Annotated in this window: 17 protein-coding genes; 8 read left to right on the top strand and 9 right to left on the bottom strand. The window is 48.2% G+C overall.

The window, feature by feature from the left end; translation table 11 throughout:
- Window positions 1-141 precede the first annotated feature (141 nt).
- From VIM87_RS30535 to VIM87_RS30570, 8 genes are all read right to left on the bottom strand, one after another.
- Window positions 142-1320 carry a glycosyltransferase family 2 protein gene (locus tag VIM87_RS30535; protein ID WP_332000648.1) on the bottom strand — a complete coding sequence of 393 codons (1179 nt, stop codon included), beginning with the start codon at window positions 1318-1320 and terminating at the stop codon, window positions 142-144.
- Between the two features lie 142 nt (window positions 1321-1462).
- On the bottom strand, window positions 1463-2035 hold the full coding sequence (locus tag VIM87_RS30540; protein WP_332000649.1) for a gluconate 2-dehydrogenase subunit 3 family protein: 573 nt from the start codon (window positions 2033-2035) through the stop codon (window positions 1463-1465).
- Window positions 2036-2240: 205 nt separating this feature from the next.
- Window positions 2241-3026: a hypothetical protein gene (locus tag VIM87_RS30545; RefSeq protein WP_332000650.1), complete on the bottom strand. Its 786-nt coding sequence runs from the start codon at window positions 3024-3026 to the stop codon at window positions 2241-2243.
- 34 nt (window positions 3027-3060) lie between these two features.
- Window positions 3061-3789 carry a TolC family protein gene (locus tag VIM87_RS30550; RefSeq protein ID WP_332000651.1) on the bottom strand — a complete coding sequence of 243 codons (729 nt, stop codon included), beginning with the start codon at window positions 3787-3789 and terminating at the stop codon, window positions 3061-3063.
- 97 nt (window positions 3790-3886) lie between these two features.
- On the bottom strand, window positions 3887-5317 hold the full coding sequence (locus VIM87_RS30555; RefSeq protein WP_332000652.1) for an O-antigen ligase family protein: 1431 nt from the start codon (window positions 5315-5317) through the stop codon (window positions 3887-3889).
- Window positions 5318-5447: 130 nt separating this feature from the next.
- Window positions 5448-6548, bottom strand: a complete 1101-nt coding sequence (locus VIM87_RS30560) for an acyltransferase (protein WP_332000653.1) — start codon at window positions 6546-6548, stop codon at window positions 5448-5450.
- 21 nt (window positions 6549-6569) lie between these two features.
- On the bottom strand, window positions 6570-8744 hold the full coding sequence (locus VIM87_RS30565) for a hypothetical protein (RefSeq protein ID WP_332000654.1): 2175 nt from the start codon (window positions 8742-8744) through the stop codon (window positions 6570-6572).
- 433 nt (window positions 8745-9177) lie between these two features.
- A complete protein-coding gene (locus VIM87_RS30570; protein WP_332000655.1) occupies window positions 9178-10440 on the bottom strand; it encodes a phospholipid carrier-dependent glycosyltransferase in 1263 nt (420 codons plus the stop codon).
- 454 nt (window positions 10441-10894) lie between these two features.
- Between VIM87_RS30570 and VIM87_RS30575 the strand changes: the two genes are divergently transcribed.
- The 8 genes from VIM87_RS30575 (at window position 10895) to VIM87_RS30610 (ending at window position 19484) form a co-directional block, all read left to right on the top strand.
- On the top strand, window positions 10895-11287 hold the full coding sequence (locus VIM87_RS30575) for a response regulator (protein ID WP_332000656.1): 393 nt from the start codon (window positions 10895-10897) through the stop codon (window positions 11285-11287).
- Window positions 11288-11323: 36 nt separating this feature from the next.
- Window positions 11324-12484, top strand: a complete 1161-nt coding sequence (locus VIM87_RS30580) for a sugar transferase (protein WP_332000657.1) — start codon at window positions 11324-11326, stop codon at window positions 12482-12484.
- Entirely contained in the window at window positions 12484-13695 is a 1212-nt protein-coding gene (locus tag VIM87_RS30585) for a glycosyltransferase (RefSeq protein ID WP_332000658.1), read from the top strand. The genes VIM87_RS30580 and VIM87_RS30585 overlap by 1 nt, the downstream gene beginning before the upstream one ends.
- Window positions 13679-14593 carry a glycosyltransferase family 2 protein gene (locus VIM87_RS30590; protein ID WP_332000659.1) on the top strand — a complete coding sequence of 305 codons (915 nt, stop codon included), beginning with the start codon at window positions 13679-13681 and terminating at the stop codon, window positions 14591-14593. Before VIM87_RS30585 ends, VIM87_RS30590 begins: the two co-directional genes overlap by 17 nt.
- A gap of 65 nt (window positions 14594-14658) precedes the next feature.
- On the top strand, window positions 14659-16557 hold the full coding sequence (gene asnB, locus VIM87_RS30595) for an asparagine synthase (glutamine-hydrolyzing) (protein ID WP_332000660.1): 1899 nt from the start codon (window positions 14659-14661) through the stop codon (window positions 16555-16557).
- Window positions 16557-17681 (top strand): glycosyltransferase family 4 protein, encoded by a 1125-nt coding sequence (locus VIM87_RS30600; RefSeq protein WP_332000661.1) that lies wholly within the window; start codon window positions 16557-16559, stop codon window positions 17679-17681. Before asnB ends, VIM87_RS30600 begins: the two co-directional genes overlap by 1 nt.
- A gap of 71 nt (window positions 17682-17752) precedes the next feature.
- Window positions 17753-18511 carry a class I SAM-dependent methyltransferase gene (locus VIM87_RS30605; RefSeq protein ID WP_332000662.1) on the top strand — a complete coding sequence of 253 codons (759 nt, stop codon included), beginning with the start codon at window positions 17753-17755 and terminating at the stop codon, window positions 18509-18511.
- 115 nt (window positions 18512-18626) lie between these two features.
- Window positions 18627-19484: a beta-1,6-N-acetylglucosaminyltransferase gene (locus VIM87_RS30610; protein ID WP_332000663.1), complete on the top strand. Its 858-nt coding sequence runs from the start codon at window positions 18627-18629 to the stop codon at window positions 19482-19484.
- A 69-nt stretch (window positions 19485-19553) separates the two neighbouring features.
- Here VIM87_RS30610 and VIM87_RS30615 read toward each other — a convergent pair whose 3' ends face one another.
- Complete coding sequence (locus VIM87_RS30615) at window positions 19554-20897, bottom strand: oligosaccharide flippase family protein (protein ID WP_332000664.1); 1344 nt, start codon at window positions 20895-20897, stop codon at window positions 19554-19556.
- Window positions 20898-20904 lie beyond the last annotated feature (7 nt).

Genomic DNA, 20904 nt, shown 5'->3' on the forward strand with positions numbered 1-20904 from the left:
TGGCCACTCCACGGAAATTGTGAATATAGCCAATGAATTTCCTGGGGGCTTTGGCTGCATTTACAGGGGCAGCAGGGGTAATCGTGGCGGCAGGCGCCAGGGTATTGTCCGTTGTGAGTGGTAATTGTTTTTCCATGCCTGTTATATTTTACTGCGTTTCGCTTTTTCCCAGGCTGCAGACTGGGTGTTGGTAAGGTAGCGGTAAAATCCCTGGTACACCGCTATGTTCATGAACAGGAAATAAAAAGGGATATAAAATATGCTGATCTTAATATTACGTTCCGCCAGGCTGTAACCTATAAATGCTGCTGCATAGCCCATTACTTGAATAAGTAGAAAAGCGTAAAACAGCCATCCTCCCGGGTATATTACTAACATTATATTTGTTACCAATAATAGTAACAGGCTTAAAGGGCTCAGCGTCCAGCGCAATACCCGGTGGGATATGTACTGGAACGATACTACCGGGAAGCGGAAAAAGTTCAGCAGGGCCCGCAGCATTACAATAGACTGGAAGCCGCCGGCGCTGATGCGGATCTTCCGCTTATGCTCCTCCGCAATATTGTCGGAGGGCGTTTCCATGGCATAGGCATCCGGTGCATAGGCAATGCGGTAGCCTTTCAGGTTAATGCGCAGTGAAATTACAAAATCGTCCAGGATCACCTCTTCCTCAACCGGCTGAAATAAGCCGGTGCGGATGGAGAACAGCTCCCCGGCCGCGCCTACCACGGAATACAGCTCGGCATCCAGCTTTTTCAGGTAAGATTCATACTTCCAGTAAATACCTTCTGTGGCGGCTGCACCGCTGCTGTCGTCACTGATCACTTTCTTTTCCCCGGCCACGCCGCCCACGGTTTCATCCGCATAATGTTTTACAATGTTGCGGATAGCGTCTTTATTCAGCAGGGTATTGGCATCGCAGAAAATAACGTAAGGGGTTTGCACCTGCTCCATGGCCCGGTTAAGGGCTGCGGTTTTACCGCCCCGCTTATCCGTGTGCAGCAATTGCAGCTCGGGGTAGCGGCTAATGATCTGCGGCGTGGCGTCGGTAGATCCGTCTGTAATGAACAGCAGGCGTCTTTTATGTGCGGGGTAATCCAGCGCCAGGGTGTTTTCTATTTTCGCGGTAATAATGCCTTCTTCATTATAGGCTGCTACCACCAGCGTTACATCCGGCTCATAGGGTGGGGCAGTGGCCGGCGCCGTACGCACCAGCATACGCTTGATACGCACCATTACCCATAACAGCAACCCGTATCCTATATAGTTGTAGAACAGGATAAAAAGGCTGATGACAAATATGATATAAGTAATTCGCATAGCTTTTAATTAATAATGAATAATTAAGAATTAATAATCACGGCGGCATTTGTTCATTTGAAAACAAGCCCTCCGTGGTATGGGTGTTATTTGCACTACTTCCTCCGTCATTATTAATTATTCATTCTTCATTCTTAATTATTTAAGTGGCCCAGCACTTCTGCCCGGGCGCCAGCGTAGCGCAACCCTGGTATTTGCCCGGGATATAATCATAGGCCAGTCCTTGTGTAGCGCCCTGTACAGAGGTGCAGTAGCCCTGCACGGTATATTTTTTCAGGGTTACAAAAAAGCCGTCGCCAAATATTTTGCGCTGCACTTTGCCGGCCAGGCCGCTGTATTGCCGGTCTCTTTTTTCAAAATGCGCCAGCACATTATGGCGCTGTTCCTTACTGCATTCCAGGAAGGAGCGGCCATACTGGGCCTGTGCATATTCCTGCACATCCACCAGCCCGTCCATGAATTTATTTTGCAGCTTGGTGGGGGTGCAGTCCTGTATCATGGTAATGATATAATCCTGCACACCGGCATCTTTAGCGCCGGGTGTATCCGTACGCGGTATAATGGTTTCCGCCAGCTCAGCGATCAGCGTTCTGTAGTCCGGCAAATGCTGCAGCTCTGGTTTCCGGTACCACTGGTAACTTTTAAAACCGGCTGCCACCGCGGCAGCGCCACCGCCGAAGAGCAGAAAACCTTTGAGTGCCCTACGTCTATCCATGAATTACGAATTAATCAATTACGAATTATGTACTTCATAAATCCGGTCTATCACTCCTCATTCAATAACTACAAATAGTCAATTACGAATTAAATATCCAATATATCCAAGCTATCACCCCACATCAAAACCTACAAATGGTCAATTACGATTTACAATCACTACGCACTACTTCATTCGTAATTCGTAATTAACTAATTCGTAATTACTTCCTATACTGCAGCAGCCATTCATAAATACTCAGTCCGTTCTCCCGGTACTTCGGGTTGTAAAAGTCGTGCCAGCAGCAATGCCCGCCGGGGTACACCGTTAAACGCGTAAGCCCGGGTTTGTACTTGTTGGTACTATCTACATAAGTGTGCGCATTTCTGAGCACATACCCATCTTCCAGCCCGGCAAAATACCAGGTATGTATGTTGGCGTCGGTTACAAGCCGGTAACGCTTCAGATACGGACTGTCCGTAATGGGCGCCGACATAGTAACGCAGGCCGCTATCCGGTTGGCCAGGTGCTTATTATGCGTTTTGGCAGATTCTACCGACCACCCGCCGGCACTGTAACCGGTGAGGTAGATCCGGGTCGTATCCACCGGATAACGTTTGATCACATCATCCAGCATCGGCTCCACATCCTGCGGGGAGAACGACCAGCTTTCCGCCAGCGGCGCCACCACAATGAACTGGTATACCTGCTTATCCTTCGGGTTCACGGCCTCAATTTTCCTGCCCTCATGGATCTGCCGTGTTACGCCTTCCCGGAATATTTTACCCAGGTCTTTGCCCGCAATGCTTCTGCCGTGAAAGGCAACCAGCAGCGGGTACTTTTTGCCAGGCACCGGTTTGTCCGGTGTGTAGATCAGCGCCGGCCTGGTTTGCCACGGACTGATCTTAACCTGTATTGCCTGCATGGGGGCATAATCCACAACATCCTGCCCGTATGCGTTACCGCATAGCCAAAGGCCCGCCAGCAGCATCATATGCCTTAAGGTCATCAGAATAAAATTTACGATCAACAAAGAAGAAATACTACAGTAAGCGCATCACCTCTTCCAGTGTCATGCCCACAATGCCTTCCAGTGCCAGCTTTGACTGACGCAGGTTTTTCTCCAGCAATACCTTCTGTACCATTTCTACGTTGTAATCGTGGTAGGCCGCTTTATATTCATCCAGCGGAATACCTTCGGTGCCGGCACGGAACTTTTCTTCTATCTGGTTGTAATGCACCAATGCATCTTCCAGGATAGGGCCGTGCAGCTCTACCAGCTGTTTATTGGCGGAATATTCTTCATACGCTTCCAATACTTTATCCTTAATGATCAGCGCAGCAGATTCCTGTTGTTTTTGTACCACGCGGCCCTGTGCCTTTGCTTTCTTAACCTCGTTAGGGATAGAAATAAAATGGCCCAGCGGTATCAGCACCCCAAAGTTGTAACGGGGATAAAAGCTGGCCTGCGGGTTGTTACCATTGTTATTGCCTTTAATGGTGAACTCATTTAAGTTACCGGCAGCCGTAAAGTGGTTTAGCCAGGCTGCTTTGGCAATGCGTGTTTCGTATTTGGTGATATCCTTCTGAGCGTCATACTGCCGTACGTCCGGGTTTTGCAATGCCAGCTCCACCAGCTTTTGCTTAAACCGTGCAATAATAGACGGATCCTGCGGCAACTTTAATAAAACAGAAGTATCCGGTTGTTGCAGCTGTGCAAAAGCCCCCAGGCTCATACACACTGCCAAAAAGGTAATGTAGGCTCGTTTCATCAGTCAATATTTAGATTTTTAAGCTGCATGATAGCCCCCGCTTATAAATTTCCGTTCGTCCGGAAAATTGATGAAGTGCGGTTCCACCAGCAAATATTTACGCCCTTTCCAGGTATTTAATTTTAACTACAATAGCCATAAAGGCATACAACATAATAGATGTTTCCACCAGGGTAGAGGTGTCCTGCGCATATTGTGAGATGGCTGCTGCAAAACTGGCCGCAGCAATGCCTATCATCAATAGCTTGTCCAGCTCCCATTTCACACGGAAAAAGTTGGATACTGCTATCTGTATCAGGAAAAAGAAATGCCCGGCCACCAGCAACATGCCTATCCAGCCCGTTTCCAGCACAGCGCGCAGGAAACCATTGTCCGTCTGGAAATCAGCCAGCTGATGCCCGGGGTTGTAGGTAACCCCGTTACCACCGGTTGTATTTACGCCTCCCCCAAATGGATGCGCGTGCATATATGGTTGTATGCGGTGCCGGTTACGGTCACGCACATTCACAGATTCGTCCTGCTTGCCTATAAAGGCTGTTCTTACCCGCACAATAGTAGGGTTGCTGTGAAAAGGCCCGTACAATATTACCAGTGAAAAGAACGCAAAGGCCATCGCCACCAAGATCGTATTGCGCTTTTGCAGGTTGGCCATAAAGAACACCATCAACCCCAGCGGCACCATTACATAGCCGGTACGCGTACCCGAATAGCCCAGCGCCAGCACATGCAGCATGATGGATATAATGATCACGATCTTGATGGGGATAGTGATCACCGTTCTTTTGGCGGTTAGCAGGATCAGCATCATGATGATGTTACAGGCCATAATGATCCCGAACACCGCTGCATCCGACATAAAGGAGAACAACCGTATCCCGGATATGATCATGGTAGTGCCAAACTTTTCCCGGTACTTGTTAATGAACGCCTGCTCATAAGGCAGCAGGCCATGCCATTGCTGTATGCAGCAATAGAATGCAGCCGCGGTGCCCAGTATCAGCCAGTACTTCATGAAAGTACGCACGTCCTTCAGGCTGTTAAAAACATTCAGCCCTACATACAGGAAAATATAGCAGCGCAAAGACACCCGCATAAACACATACCAGCCCAGGAAAGAATGTGTTTCCGGGTTAAAGAACTCCATGAACAGGATGATCAGGTACAGGAACAGGCACATTAACAGCGGATCCCTGAAGAACTTTACCTTTTTGATCGTTTCATCGCCCCGTTTAAAAATGCAGCCAAACAATACGGAAAGCAGCAGCGCATCCATTACCACGCCTACGCTTTGCTCTGAGCCCGACATACGTTCCAGCAGCGGCAGCGTCATGGTTATGGTAATGTAAATGTAGTAGCCCAGCTTATAATTGGTCACACATACCAGGCAAATGGCTGCGCCTACGATCATTACGCTCAGCCCAACGCCGGCCTTCAGGTCGGTAGAGGCTACGTAAGCCAGCACCGGCACCAGCAGCGCCCATAACAGTATTATGAACCAGAGCGTAATATTTTTCTTTGTCAATTGCATGTATGCCTTACCGTTATACTCCCTTACAGGAACATTGTTTTAATCAGCAGCATAAGAATGGTCACCCCTACAAAAAGGATGATCAGTGATCTGTGCAGCTGGTCGCTGATGATTTTTTTTTCCGGTTTTCTCATTGTTCACTTACTTTATCTGTTGCTGCGCCGGCCACAGGCCGTTTCTCCGCCTGCGTTTTAAAAGGCCCTGTAAACAGGAACTCCAGGTGTAACAACAGGCAGAGCCTGTAGAGTATAATGGATAATGTGATCCCCAAAGTCATTAGTATCAGTGTCATTACCGGCATGCTCAGCTGCACATTCAAACGTAACAGCACCATCCGGAACAGGAATACAATGCCCAGGTGCAGCAGGTAGATGTATAATGAATAGTGACCTAATGTTTGCAAAAAAACGGCGCGCTGGTACTTGGCCAGCAAAAAAGAGATCATGATCACCAGCAGTGCGCCAAACATAGCCAGCACCGAAAAAATGTACATGTTGGCCTCCGGGTGCTCCATGGTGTAATACTGCGCCAGTATAAAAAAGGGCAGCAGTATCATTACCTTATAGCCGGAGGCAAGCTGCCGCTGGATCTTATCCTGGAAAAAATAAGGCGCAGCCAGGTGTCCCAGGCAAAAGAACACGTAGAACATCATTACATCCGACAGGGTGCTGATGGTGCCTGCCAAAGGAATAAGCCCCAGCATTACCAGCCCCAGTAACAGCTGCAGCGGCCCTCTTAACTTTAACACTACGTGGTTAAAAAGGTACAGCGCCGTTACGTTGAACAGCGCAAACAAATACCATTGCTGCAGCATGCCGCGGGGGTGAATAAGAATGTCAATATAATTGCCAATGCCCCGTTTAAAATTTGTATACTCTGAGAAAATGATCTGAAGGGATAACTGGATGAAGCACCATAACAGGTAGGGGTACAGCAAAGTATTGATCTTGGTTACCAGGAAATCCTTAGCCCCCCGCTTTTGCAGGCTGGAGGCAAAGAACAGGCCCGACAGGAAAAAGAATAACGGCATACGGAACCCGTACAACATTTCATTTGCATCCATCAAAGCGGGCGTTACCGATACACCGCTATACAATAATCCATATAATACATGCCTGTACACTACAAATATGATTGCTATTCCTTTTGCATAGTCCACCCAGGCATAGCGTCTCGATGTCGCCGGCCGGAAGGAAAAAATAAATTTTAGTTTTGGGGTTAAGGATTCCATGTTGTTGTTGTTTTCCGACAACTACAATTCCAAGAAGTCATCATTTACATTATTTAGCACGGCCCCCAATAACTTACCATTCATACTCTGCAGGAACTGTATGGATTCCTTGTCGTTCTGCTTCAATGATACCCTGGAGGAAAATATAGCTATTACACCTTCTACATAGTGCACCAGCTCTTTACTATCTGTATAATCATTTAACGGAGCGCCTTCCAGCAACACAAAATCATAATACCCTTTCAGCTGCGGCAGGTAGTTCAGCAGGTGGTTGCGGGGCAATATCTCCGACGGCGTATAGTCGCCGCCTTTACAACCGATCACCTCTATCCCGTCTACGGAATAGGTGGTAACAATTTCCCTTACTTTTTCAATGCTCACTTCTTCGGGGGCCATGGAAAAGGTTTCCAGCGTAGGTTTGGCCTGCAGCGCTACGGTAAGGTCATTGTTACAGAAATTGGTGTCAATGATCAGCACCCGTTTGTTGCTCAGGCTCAGGCTATAGGCCAGGGCCTGCACCAGCGTGGTTTTACCCTGCTGTGATTCTGTGCTGGTAAACAGGAAAATGGATTTGTTGCTGCTCTCAACCTCATACCGGAGCTTGCGAAGCAGCTCCCGGAACGTGTTCTGCCTTCTTCGTGAAGCGTCATCGTCCGAGATCTGCTTTTGCAAAACTTCCGGAATGCTGTACTTGTTCAGGTCAGCATGGTTAATAGTACTGATCAGCTTCAGATCCACATGCCTTTCAAACACAGAGGGAGATTTCATAGAGTTATCGAAGAACTCCATAAACAATACCCCCAGGGTGGTTAACAGGAACACGGATGCGCCGGCCATACCCATGATGATAATACGCTTGGAAGATTCCGGTTTAAATGCAGGCTGGCCTTTCAGCGTTTGCCTGAAATCATCCGGGGGCGCAATACGGCTGTCCAGTGCCGTGTTGAGCTTTTCTTTCAGCTTATTATACTCTTCCTGGGCAAGGTCAACTTCTTTCTGTAAGGTGCTTACAGTAGCTTCTTTATTAGCGTAAGAGCCTACGGAGCCCCGCAGGGAACCAATTTTATTTTGCAGGCTGCCTATGTTCAGGGTAGATGCTTTGATATCGGCTTCCAGCGATGCTTTTTTCTGTAACAGCTCGTCTTTGCTTACGGTTTTACCGGTAGCCACGGAGGAGCTGGACATCAGTCTTTGCAACTGTGCGCGTTGTGTTTTGATCTTATCAGCCAGTGCCGGGTCAGAGCTGCCGCCGCGCTGGTATTCATCATTACTCTGGTTCAGCTGTTTACGCAGGGCTACGATCTCCGCATTGTTATTATCATACACAGCCCTGCCCTGGTTCATTTGTGCTAACTGTTCATTCACGCTTTGCAGGGAGGAGCTGAGGTTGTTGTAGGTAGCCTTTTCATCCAGCAGCGCTTTTTCCAGCTGGCTTATAAGGCCCAGCTCATTGCCGCTGGCCGCTTCTACGTTCAGCAATCCTTCAGATGATTTATAGTTGCGCAGCGCATCGATCTTCTGATCCAGCTCTGTTTTCTTCTGGTTCACCAGCGCTTCAAAGGTGCCTACATTTTCCACAGAACGTTCTGAACGCATGCTGCGGTAGTAACGGGTGAACTCGAAGTACAGCGTATTCACCACAAAGGCGGAGAGCTCCGGGTTTTCAGAACCAAAAGACATATCAATATAATCCGTACGCTGCAGGCGGCCTACGTTCAGGCGTTTGCGGATGGATTCATAATCGTACTTGCACAGCTTCATATACTCCAGCAGCTTACGCTCTTCCGGCTGGTAAGAGGTCAGCATCTGCAAAGAGTCCAGCTTATGGCGCGCCAGCTGCAAACCGGCTACCCGGTTGAATTGCAGGTACTCCGGGGTGCGGCGGTCTTTTTCAGTGAGGAAACGGAAAGGTTTGGGAGAGGTAAGGTCGTGTATCAGCAGCTGGTAAGAAAGCAGGCTGATAACGGTAGGGGAGTTAATGGTTTCAACAACGTTGTTAAACTTTACATCCGCCTCAAACAGGTTAACGTTGTTCTCATCGCGCAGCTTAATATCATCGTTAATAGTAAAGCCGGTCGACATCTGTGCGTTGGACACATACAGCTTTGCACGGTCCATGGTGAAAACAAACGAAAGCACAATGGCCACTATCGTGCTGATAATGATCCACCATTTTTTCTTAAGTAGTGCTTTCACAAAATATATTACATCCATATCAATTATTATTTTTTATCAATTATGCCACCTTAAAAAATCCGGCAAAACCCGGACCCCTGCGGCAAATCATACGATACCCGTTTAGTTAAAAATGCATGAACATGACGCATGTAGTCATGCAACCAGAAATTCAAAGGAATGGTAAATAAGAAAGTAGTGAGCGGTTTATAGCCGTACTACGTGTGGTTTTTGTGTTAGGATAAGGCGAAAGAAAGATAAGATTTGCTACACCTGTGCCACTTTGGGAAAACAGTACATATACTGTTATAATAAATAGCACGTTAAAGGCGTACCCGGTTTCGAGCGCTAAATTAATTCGCAGATTATAAACTACCTAATTTTTTTGGGTGAATTAGATATTTTAATTAGGGAAAGCTTGTTTTCGGGACTTTATAGATAAATTTTCAAGCATTTAATGAAAAAGAAAATATGTTTCCAGCGATAACAGACCAATTACCATTCCTGCAACCGTTCTTAACACCTTGCTGTAAGTAAGCTTATCATACCCCAGCAGCAGCAGTACAAAGAAGGGCGCTGCCTGCGCTACATAGCGGGAGCTGAACAGGTGCGTAACCTTAAAGCTGGTAGCCAGCATCAGCATAGCCGCCGCTAAAAGGAACAGGAAAAAAGGTTCTGTACGGCGTTCCCAGGCCCGCAATGCAGAGCATATTACGAAGTAAATAGCCACCACTGCCAGCGCCGGCGCCATAATAAAAGGGTATAGCCGCATAAGGGCAGCCGGCAGTATCTTTTCCATGGCCACGCTTAGCGGCCCATACTCCCAGCGTATAAGGGTTATGTTCAGCAGCAGCAGCACTACATAGCCGCCCAGCATATATATTACAACGCGTTTGCTGAAATAGAACCAGCCCGGCGCCAGTAAAAAGGTGATCAGCGCGCCATAGGCAAAGGCCAGCATACCATGTTCCATATCCAGCCCGCCGGCAGCGGTAAAAGCCTGTTGCGGAGGGGTTAAGCCTTTCCATATATAAAACACCGGTAAGCACATGGCCAATGCCACGCCGCAGTAAATGATCAGCAGCAGCCAGCGGCCGGTGCTGCGGAAATTATTGATCAGCAATGCGCCGGCAGCCGGCACCATGATCAGGAAAGGGGAGCGGCCCAGGATTGCCATGCCCAGCGCAAACCCTGCCAGCAAAGCCATGAACAGGCTTACAGGCAAAGCGCTTTCCTGCCTTTGCAGCGCAAACCATAATAGCAGAACAGACAGGGTGGCAAAGAACATGGGCGGTATTTCCGTTAAGGCCATACCGGAAACCGTCCACACCATAGGTACAACCATTACCGTAAGCGCCAGTATAAAGGCCTGCTTCCTGTCGGCCGTATGTATACGCGTGATCATCGCGGTAAGCAGCAGGATCATTAAGCCCAGTAAAGCGGTATTTACCAGCCGTATACCCGGTGTTTGCAAATGGGTAATGCAGCGCAGCGGGTAGTGGATAAACTGGTATAAGGGGCCGGGCGCCTGTTGGTTTATGTTAAGCAGGAACTCTTTTGAAAGCCCGTATTTTTCAAACAGGTACACATTTGGAATAAAAAGGGGCTCATCGTACAGGGGCGGTTGTTTGTGGTAAATAGTAAGCAGCACCAGGAACACGTATCCCGTAACTCCTAATAGTAGTAATAAAGCTGCAGGTACAGGCAATTTTTTCATGGAGAAGATTCGAGGTAAGTGAGGCATTAAAATTAATGCACTTCATTCCATAATAACAAATTTTTGAAGTAATTTTTGTTTCCCAACTCGTTTACCATCATTTTTCACGCATTCACCCGCCAAAATAAACCGTTTACGAAATATCGATTATGAAATGATTCAAGTATTATATTTTTACATCCGTTCGGTACATTGTTCCATTTTCTCTTATGAAACAGTTGTACAGAATTTGGCAAATATGCGTACTTTAGAGTTATATTTATTGAGGAGACCTACTAAGTTGTATAGTTAATCCTTTCTAATCGACCATAATATCCCCTGAAAAACTACCGTACATTTTCAGTTCATCTTTGACCACATCCAATTTAAAGCCTTCTTTATGCCTATGGCACAGCTGTGTTTTGTTACGTAGGTGTTTGGTTTAACAATGAATTATTGAAAAAGAAGGTAGTAAATGAAAAAGAAAGTTTTAATAATAGACGACAGCAAGCCAATAAGATTATTGTTGGATGCGATCCTGGGTAAGCATTACACTGTAATGACCGCCCAGGATGGATTGGAAGCAATGGCCTGGCTTTCGAAGGGGAATGCGGCAGATGTGATCATCACGGACCTTCATATGCCTAATATAGACGGGTGGGAATTACTGGAGCACCTGTCCGGCAGCTACCTTTATAAAGATATACCGGTTATGGTACTTTCCGGAGAAGTACCCAATACAGAGCCCACTGCAATTACCGCCCGTTTTGATAATGTACGGGTAGTAATGCAAAAGCCCTTCGATCCCGTTGTGTTACTTGAAAAAGTAGCACACATGCTGAACGGTCAGCTTACAGTGTCGATATAAGTATAATCCCTTACCCAGCTTTAACTGTAATAAAATATGGAGACGACGATTACACCTAGTTTTTCAACTACTGCCACTGTTGTCAGGAGTAGCACTACTGGTAAACAGAACAACCCGATCTACCGGCAAATCACCGACGAGAAGATCGCGTTGTTCATTGGTCACTCTTATGTGGATGTACCCCAGGAAACCCCCAGCTTCAAGTACCTCGTAGCAGAGCACATTGAAGATGCGCAGCAGGCCATCGACCAGCTGCTGAACGTGTACCGCAAAATACCGGCGGTGATCATTTACCGCTTTAACAGTTCTTACGAAACAGATCTGGCTAACTGGGAAGCCTATTTTGAAGAGCACCAGGTGCTCAGCTCCATCCCGTTCTTCCTGTATACAGATCAATTGTCTGCGCCCCTGAAATCATTAGTTAAAAAACACAACTTTATTGACGAGATCATTACACGGGAATGCCTGGTTAGCCGCCTGGCAGAGAAAGTGAACTTCGTAAGCAAGTTCAAACGCATGCACCTGTTTGCCGACAAAACGCCCGAAACATCCATCGTAGCTACTTCCGGCAAACACATCAACCATCTGCTGAAACGTATTTTCGACGTAGCAGTGGCCGGCGCATTACTGTTGCTGTTGTCTCCCGTGTTCCTGCTCATCGCCATCCTCATCAGGCTGGAATCCAAAGGACCGGTATTTTATTCCTCCCCACGGGCAGGTAAGAACTACCGCATGTTCCGCTTTCATAAGTTCAGGACCATGATACCGAATGCAGATAAACAGCTGCAGCAGTTAAAGGACCGGAACCAGTATAACACCAGTGAAAATGGGCCGGTATTCCTGAAGTTCTCCAATGATCCCCGGATCACCCGCCTGGGTAAATTTTTGCGCAACACCAGCCTCGACGAGCTGCCGCAGCTGTTCAACGTGCTGGTAGGGGATATGTCGCTGGTAGGTAACCGCCCGCTGCCTTTATATGAAGCAGCCTCTTTAACTACCGATGCGTGGGCCGAACGTTTCCTGGCGCCTGCAGGCATTACCGGCCTGTGGCAGATCAGCAAGCGCGGTAAAAAAGATATGTCAGTGGAAGAGCGTATAAGCCTGGATATTAACTATGCGAACAAACATTCGTTTGTATATGATATGTGGCTGATGGTGAATACACCGTTCGCCATGGTACAAAAAGATAACGTATAATGATAGCCGTTATTGAAGTAATTTTATTTTCCTACTTAGCCGGATGCATTTTATTTAACCTGGTACTATCCGTAGCAGGACGGTTGCAGCGCAAAAGAACTACGCCGCCGCCGCAGGCAGGTCTTTATGCCCGTGTGGCCATACTGATCCCTGCCTATAAAGAAGATAGCATTATCCTGTCTACTGTAGAAAGTTATGCCCGGCTCAACTATCCCGCCGGTATGTATGAAGTGGTAGTGATAGCCGATTCCCTGCAGCCGGATACCTTAATACAGCTAAACCGTGCAGGCGCTACCGTTATGCCGGTGTCGTTCGAGAAAAGCACCAAGGCCAAATCCCTTAACGCAGCCTTTGCACAGCTGCCGGATGATGCCTATGACCTGGCGCTGATCTGCGATGCGGACAACATGCTCTCACCTGATTTCCTTTTAAAGGTGAACGGCGCTTTCCAGAACGGGGAGTATGCCATACAAACACAAAGAGTAGCAAAGAACTTAAATACGCCTTTTGCCGTGCTGGATGCAGCCAATGAGATCATTGCCAACCACCTGTACCGCAGGGGCGCAAACGCCTTAGGCCTTTCATCCTCAGTTATCGGTAGCGGCATGGCCTTTCATTATCCGCTCATTAAAGGTATAATGCAGGAAATTGAGGCTATTGGCGGGTTTGATAAAGTGCTGCAGTTAATGGTGGTATCAAAGGGCCATGCCATTTATTACCTGGAAGATGCGCAGGTGTTCGACGAGAAAGTGGAGCAGCCCGAGGCATTTGAAAATCAGCGCCGGCGCTGGTTATCCAGCCAGCTGGTGTATCTGCGCCAGTACTGGAAAAAGGGCTGGCAGCAGCTGTTCCATGGTAATGTGGATTATTTTAACCTGGCAGTTTGCCAGAACCTTTTAATGCCGCGCCTGTTGCTGCTGGCATCCGTTACGGTCATTACAGTGTTCTATATTCTTTTACACCATTACCTGCTGCTGCCCGCCACCTGGTGGGTAGCGCTGTGGGTATGTAACTGTATCAGCTTGTTACTTCCTATTCCGGTGTTGTTTTTCCGTAAATACCTGTTTTCCGCCCTGGTAGGCATGCCGCGCGCCATATTTATAATGGTGTCGCTGCTGTTCCGCCTGAAAGGCGCCAATAACCGGTTCATTCACACCAAACACACTAAAACCGGTATAGATAATCCCTTGTTAGATGTTGTCAGCAAATAGACCAACATATTATCCCTTAGTATCTGTCATCACTGTTAATTATAACAATACACAGGTGACCTGCGAGCTGCTGGACTCCCTGCAAAAGATCAGCTACCCCCGGCTGGAGGTGATTGTGGTAGATAATGCTTCCAAGGAAGATCCTTCGGAGATTATCAATACACAGTACCCTTCAGTGAAACTGATCCGTAGCCAGGAGAACCGCGGTTTTGCCGGCGGCAATAACCTGGGCATACAGGCAGCGCAAGGCTCTTACCTGTTCCTGGTGAATAATGATACCGAATTTACGGAAGGATTAATAGAAGGACTGCTGGAAGTATTTTCACAGTTCCCGGATGCAGGGGTGGCCAGCCCTAAATTCCATTACTTCTTTCATAAAGGTACCATTGAGTATGCCGGCTACCATGCCGTTGATATGTTCACCGGCCGTAACAGCATGATAGGCTGCCATGAGCCGGACCAGGGCCAGTATGATGCCATCAAGGCCACGCCCTATGCACATGGCGGCGCCATGATGATCAGCCGCGAAGCGCTGGCAAAAGTAGGCTTGATGCCGGAAGTGTACTTTTTGTATTATGAAGAGTTTGACTGGTGCGAGCAGTTCCGCCGCAAAGGATACAAGATCTACTACCAGTACAAATCGCTGATCTATCACAAAGAATCTATGACAACGGGTAAGAACAGCCCGTTGAAAACATATTACATTACCAGGAACAGGATACTGTTCATGCGCCGCAATGTACAATTGCCGGCACGCCTGGTATTTTTACTTTATTTCATTTTTTTGACTGTACCCAAAAATACCCTGCAGTTCCTGCTCAGGCGCGAAGCAACGCACCTGAAAGCTTTCTGGAGAGGTATTGCCTGGAACATGAAGAATCTGAGATACGAAGTTTGAATTAATTATTAATTCTTAATTATTAATTCACCTTTCGTTTAATACTAACCGAAATACTGAACAACATGTGTGGTATCGCAGGGTTTATTGATTTTTCCAAAAAATCCGGAACAGACATTTTGCAGCGCATGACAGATGCAATGCAGCACCGTGGCCCCAATGATTCCGGCTATGAAGTTTTTGAACACGCAGCAGCCGGCATAGGTTTCGGACAACGCCGTTTGTCTATCCTGGACCTTTCCAGCGGCGGACACCAGCCCATGCACTTCAAACATTACTCCATCATCTTCAACGGGGAAATATACAACTTCAAGGAAATAAAGAAAGAGCTGGAAAAGCTGGGTTACAGCTTCCACTCCGGTTCTGATACCGAAGTATTGTTAAAGGGATACGATGCCTGGAAAGAGCGTGTGCTGGACCGTTGCATAGGCATGTTTGCCTTTGTGATCTTTGACCGCCAGCAGGATGAAGTGGTGCTGTGCCGCGACCGCGCCGGCGTAAAACCCCTTTATTACTATTGGGATGGCAGCCGTTTATTATTTGGCTCCGAGCTGAAAGCGTTGTGCCAGCACCCGGATTTCAAAAAGGAGATAGATGTGAACAGCGTATCCCTGTTCCTGCAATACAGCTACATACCCACCCCTTATACCATTTACCAGGAAACGCGTAAGCTGAAACCCGGCCACCTGCTCACCATCCGATTAAACCGGCAGGAGCTGCAGGAGCGGGCGTACTGGAATGTACTGGATGCCTATAACCAGCCGCTGACTGGCCTTTCCCAGCATGAAGTAATACAGCATACCGAAGCGCTCATGAAAAGCGCATACAACTACCGCATGGTAGCCGATGTGCCGGTAGGCGTGTTCCTGAGCGGCGGGTACGATAGCGCCAGCGTGGCGGCTATTATACAAGCCGGCTCCGGCAGCCGTATCAAAACCTTTACCATCGGGTATAAGGAGCGGGCCTTTGATGAATCGCAGGAAGCAAAAAAGATTGCCCGCCACCTGGGCACCGATCATACAGAATGGATCGTAGGCCCCCAGGATGCGCTGGCAATACTGGAGCAGCTGCCTGAAATTTATGACGAGCCGTTTGCCGATAATTCCACCGTACCAACTACCCTGGTAAGTAAGCTGGCCAGCAAGCAGGTAAAAGTAGCGCTGAGCGCCGATGGCGGTGATGAGCTGTTTGCCGGGTATAACAAGTTCAATCAATCCCTGCGCTATACCCGCTTTTCCAAAAGATTGCAGGGCGTATTAAGCCATACCATGGGCTTGATGAAACCGGAGCTGATCCCTTACTTCAATAAAAAGTACAACTTCGCCTCCCGCTATGAGAAAATGAAGCTCATATGGGGCGCCGGCCAGCCGCAGTATGCGCTGAAATATATCAGCCAGTACCTCACGGAAAGTGAAGTGCACCACTACATGCAGGTAAAGCCTGAAAAGTACAGGACCAACTTTGACCTGAACGGTGAGCTTACCAACGTAAACGACCCGCTGAATAAGCTGCTGGCCATTGATTATAAAACCTTCCTGGTAGATAATAACCTGGTGAAGGTAGACCGTGCTACCATGAGCGTGAGCATTGAAGGCCGTGAGCCTATGCTGGACCACCGCCTGGTGGAGTTCCTGGCACAGGTGCCGCAGTCGCTGAAGGTAAAGGATAATGTGAACAAGTACATTCTGAAAACTATTGTACATAAATACATTCCGCAGTCTTTAATGGACCGCCCCAAACGCCCGTTCATTGCGCCTTTGCAGGAATGGTTCCGGGAAGAGCTGAAAGAGCAGATGCAATATTACCTGGCCCCCGAAAGGCTGGCCAAAAGCGGCTTGTTTAACGCGCCGCATGTGCAGCAGCTCATGGAAAAATACATTAGCGGTGGTAAGGTAAGCCACCAGAAGCTTTGGAATATACTGGTGTTCCAGTTATGGTATAACCGTTGGATGGAGAAATTATAATGTCACCGGCAAAAAAAATACGCGTACTGCAAACCATCCGCCAGGGTAAAATTGGCGGCGGGGAAAGCCATGTGCTGGACCTGGTGGCCACGCTGAACCGTAGCCGTTTTGAACCGGTAGTGCTGGCCTTTACAGACGGGCCCATGATACAGGCCCTGCAAAAAATGGAGGTGCCCGCGCATGTAATAGCCAGTGAAAAAGCGTTTGACATCAGCGTGTGGAAACAGGTAAAGCGTTTTTTACAGCAGCAGCAAATAGATATGGTGCATGTGCACGGCACCCGCGCCAACACCAATGTGCTGTGGGCCGCACGCTCCCTGCAGCTGCCGCTGATCTATACCATTCACGGCTGGTCGTTTCATGAAGGGCTGAACCCCATGATGAAACGGGCGCGCATAGCCGCGGAGAAATTTATAACCCGTAAAGCCCAGGTCAACATCTGCGTATCTGAAGCTAACCGCCAAACCGGCCTGCAGGCCTTTGGCAGCTTCCGTGCAGAGGTGATCCGGAATGGCGTGAACCTGCAGAAGTTTGATCCGGCCGTTATTTACCCGGATGTAAGAACAGCCGTAGGCATCCCGGCAGATCACCTGGTAGTAGGGTACATAGCCCGTATGACCTACCAGAAAGATCCGGTGACCATGATCCGCGCATTTGCCGCAGCAACACAACAGGTAAAAGATGTTACACTGCTGATGGTAGGCGGGGGAGAGCTGAAGCAAACCGCCATTGACACTGCGCAGGCGCTGGGCATTGCAGATAAAGTAGTGTTCCTGGATTTCCGGCAGGATGTGCCGGCCGTGCTGAAGGCCATGGATATTTACTGCCTGCCGTCCTTATGGGAAGGTTTTCCTATTGGCGTGCTGGAAGCCATGGCTATGGGTAAAGCGGTTATTGCCACGGATGTTGATGGTACGCGTGAAGCCGTTACCCATGAACAGAACGGGCTGCTGGTGCCGCCCGCTAATCCCGAAGCCTTAACCGCTGCTATGGTACGGCTGCTGCAGGATTTTTATTTGCGTAAACAGCTGCAGCAAAAAGCCGTTAAAACTATTCAAACTACCTACAATGTAACGGGAATGACCCGCAGCATTGAAAATATCTATGAAGCAATCAGCCTTTAGCGCTTAGTAATGGTCAATACTAAAAGCCAAAAGCTAAAAGCTAAAAGCTGATCAAACTAATAAAGGATACTATGACCACGATCACTTACGAATACGAACGTTTTACCGACAACAAACGACTGAAATTTATTGAGAGCTGCCTGCAGCAGGGCATTCCGGCCCAGGGCCGTGTACTGGATGTAGGCTGTGGCAACGGGGTGATAAGCCGTCACCTGGGACAGTTTGGTTACGACGTGCTGGGAATAGACATCAGCCAGAAAACAATTGACGTAGCCCGCTCAAAAAATAAGCTGCCCAATGTACGCTTTGAAGCTATCAGCGCAGAAGCATTGAAGGCGCAGGGCCAGCAGTACGATGCAGTCATCTGCAGCGAGGTGCTGGAACACCTGGACCAGCCGGGCATTTTGCTGGAAACAATCGCCGCCGCGCTGAAACCGGAAGGCATGTTAATAGTTACCGTGCCAAATGGTAAAGGCCCGCGGGAAGTGTGCGTAACCAAGCCTATGCTGAAAGCGCGCAACAACCCTAAAGTATGGGGTTTTATTAACAGCATTAAAAAAGCGCTGGGCTTTAAAGGCACTACCGTACAGTCGCAGGCCGATAACCTGGATCACGTACAGTTCTTTACCCGTAAGGATCTGCAGGCCCTGGCCACTGCGCACGATTTTAAGATCGTACGTTTTGCCAAAACCAATTTTGTGGAAGATGTATTTCCTTTTTCCCTGTTCACCAAACGCATTAAATTTTTGCAGGCGCTGGATTGCCAGGTAGCAGAAATATTGCCGCTGGGCTTTACAGGAGGATTTAACACCGTATGGAGGAAGAAGTAAGAGACCATAGCCGGTGGTCCATGCTATCGATAATGGTTCGTGGACCACGGACTGAAACACAATAAGCAACATAACATACCATGGACTATGGACCATGGGCCATGGACTAAAACAAATGAGGATCGCTTTTATAATACTCGCACATAAACAACCTGCCCAGCTGCAGCGCCTTTTACAAAGGCTGGCGCACCCGGGTATTGATTGTTATGTGCATGTGGATGCAAAGTGCGGCCTGCAGGATTGGGAAGCGCCTTTATCACTGCCGCAGGTATACACCGTGCCGGAAAGGGTAAAAGTAACCTGGGCCGGCTGGAGCATTCTACAGGCTACGCTGAACAGCATGCAGGCTGTAATGGACAGCGGTGAAAAATATAAGTACATTACTTTACTCAGCGGGCAGGATTATGTGTTAAGATCCGCCGGTTATATTTATGATTTCCTGTGCAGCCGGCAGGAGAGCGGTCAGCAGTTCATTAACGTTATTAATGATGAAGCGCTGGCGCCCATGATGAGCAAAATGCTCAACTATCATTTTGTAGAACATCATTTTCCCGGCAAGTATAAGTTTGCCCGCCTGCTTACAGCCCTGCTGCCTAAACGCCGCGCACCCCTGGGCTTTAAGCTGTACTGCGGCTCCGCCTGGTGGACGCTGACTCCGGATTGCGTGGAGTACTGTTTACAATTTGAAAAGCAGCATCCGGAGCTGCATCGTTATTTTAAATACACCTGGGGATCCGACGAGTTTCTGCTGCAAACGATCCTCATGAACAGCCCTTACCGCGCGCAGGTAACCGGCGATAACCTGCACTACATTGACTGGAGCGCAGGTAAAGAGCATCCCAAAACTTTTGCTACAGAAGATATGACACCGCTGCTGGCTTCCGGTAAGCTGTTTGCCCGCAAATTCGATATGGAAAAAAGCGCCGCCATTATGGACCTGCTGGATGAGGAAGTAGTGTGGAAGGTATTGTAAGCGCATCTTATTAAAAAAGCCGGATATGATCACTAATTCATATCCGGCTTTTTGCTATATGTAATTGAACTACGCTTTATCCGCCACCATAGCCTTTCCCGTTACTTTGGCCAGCAGCCTCTTACATTCCTGCCATCCCAGGGTCCACACATCGCGCAAATGCACATCCAGGTGCTTCTTCAAAAAGTAATAGCCGAATACCACAGCAAATATTACGTTCAGCAGGGATGCGAACGCTACCGAACGGATATCTGTATAGATCCACACAAAAAGAATATCACAGGCCACATTCAGGATCAGCTTCAGGAAGTTCTTATAAAAATTCACGTTGGGCAGGTTGATCATGTCCAGCGTAACCCCAATAAACCGGTCAATAGGCCACAGGATGGCGGAGAACAGGATAATGCGCACAATATCCGTAGCATCCAGGTAAGTGCTTTTAGCTAAGATGATAATTAAAGGCTGGGTAAAGATCAGGAGGCCTATAATAAAAGGAGTGATCAGCAGGCTTACCGTGCCGGTATATTTCGCAAAAGCCCGTGCCACGCCCGTATAGTCATTCCGGTTAGCAGCGCCGGAAAGGGTAGGCTGTGCGGTAGCTACAAAGCTGCGCAGGATAATTTCAATGACCTCCATAAACTTTTGCGGTATGCTGTAAATAGCCACAGCTGCAGGGTTCAGCAGGGTGCGGATCACCAGCGTGTCGGAATAATTGAGCAGGGAAGAGGAGGCCATGCTGCCAACGATATGTTTGCCAAAGTTGAAAAGCTCCCGCGCCTGCTCTTTTGTACGGAAGAACACGGAGCGGATCATGGTCCATTTACGCAGCAGGCAGTAAATGCTGGCCAGCGCCATGGATGCGCAATACGTATACAATACATTGGGCAGGCTTACCAGCTTTGTAAGGTATAGCACGCCCAGTAGCACCAGGAAGGAGCCGTTCTGCATTAACCGGATCCAGATAATTTTTTCAAAACGGTGTTCGGCCTGCAATACCCAGGTAGCAAAGTTCATGGGCAGGGAAAAAAGGGTAAGCATCCCCAGCCAGCAAATAAATAAATGCCAGGTAGGGTTAAACCACCGGTAAGCTACAAAGTAAGCCAGGAACGAAAGTGTTATATAACTTAAGGTAAGCAGTATGGAAATATACCAGCCGGCCCCAATTACACGGCGCCCGGTAGTTTCATCCACCCCGGCATAAAATTTTATCAGGCCGGTTTGCAGTAAGGCGGTACGTATCTGATCCAGCAGATTATAGGTGCCAATGAAGGTTACCCATTCCCCGAAAGCATTGAGGGATAAGAGGCGCACGAGTAACGAGAAAGACAGTACGTTAAAGAACGCCATCACAACATTACCCATCAAAGAGTGAAAATGCCGGTTACGGATGGCAGACAGAAATCCAAAAGCCATGTGTCGT

Origin of the sequence: Chitinophaga sp. (assembly GCF_036569125.1) — a bacterium.
In the GTDB taxonomy this organism is placed as follows: domain Bacteria; phylum Bacteroidota; class Bacteroidia; order Chitinophagales; family Chitinophagaceae; genus Chitinophaga.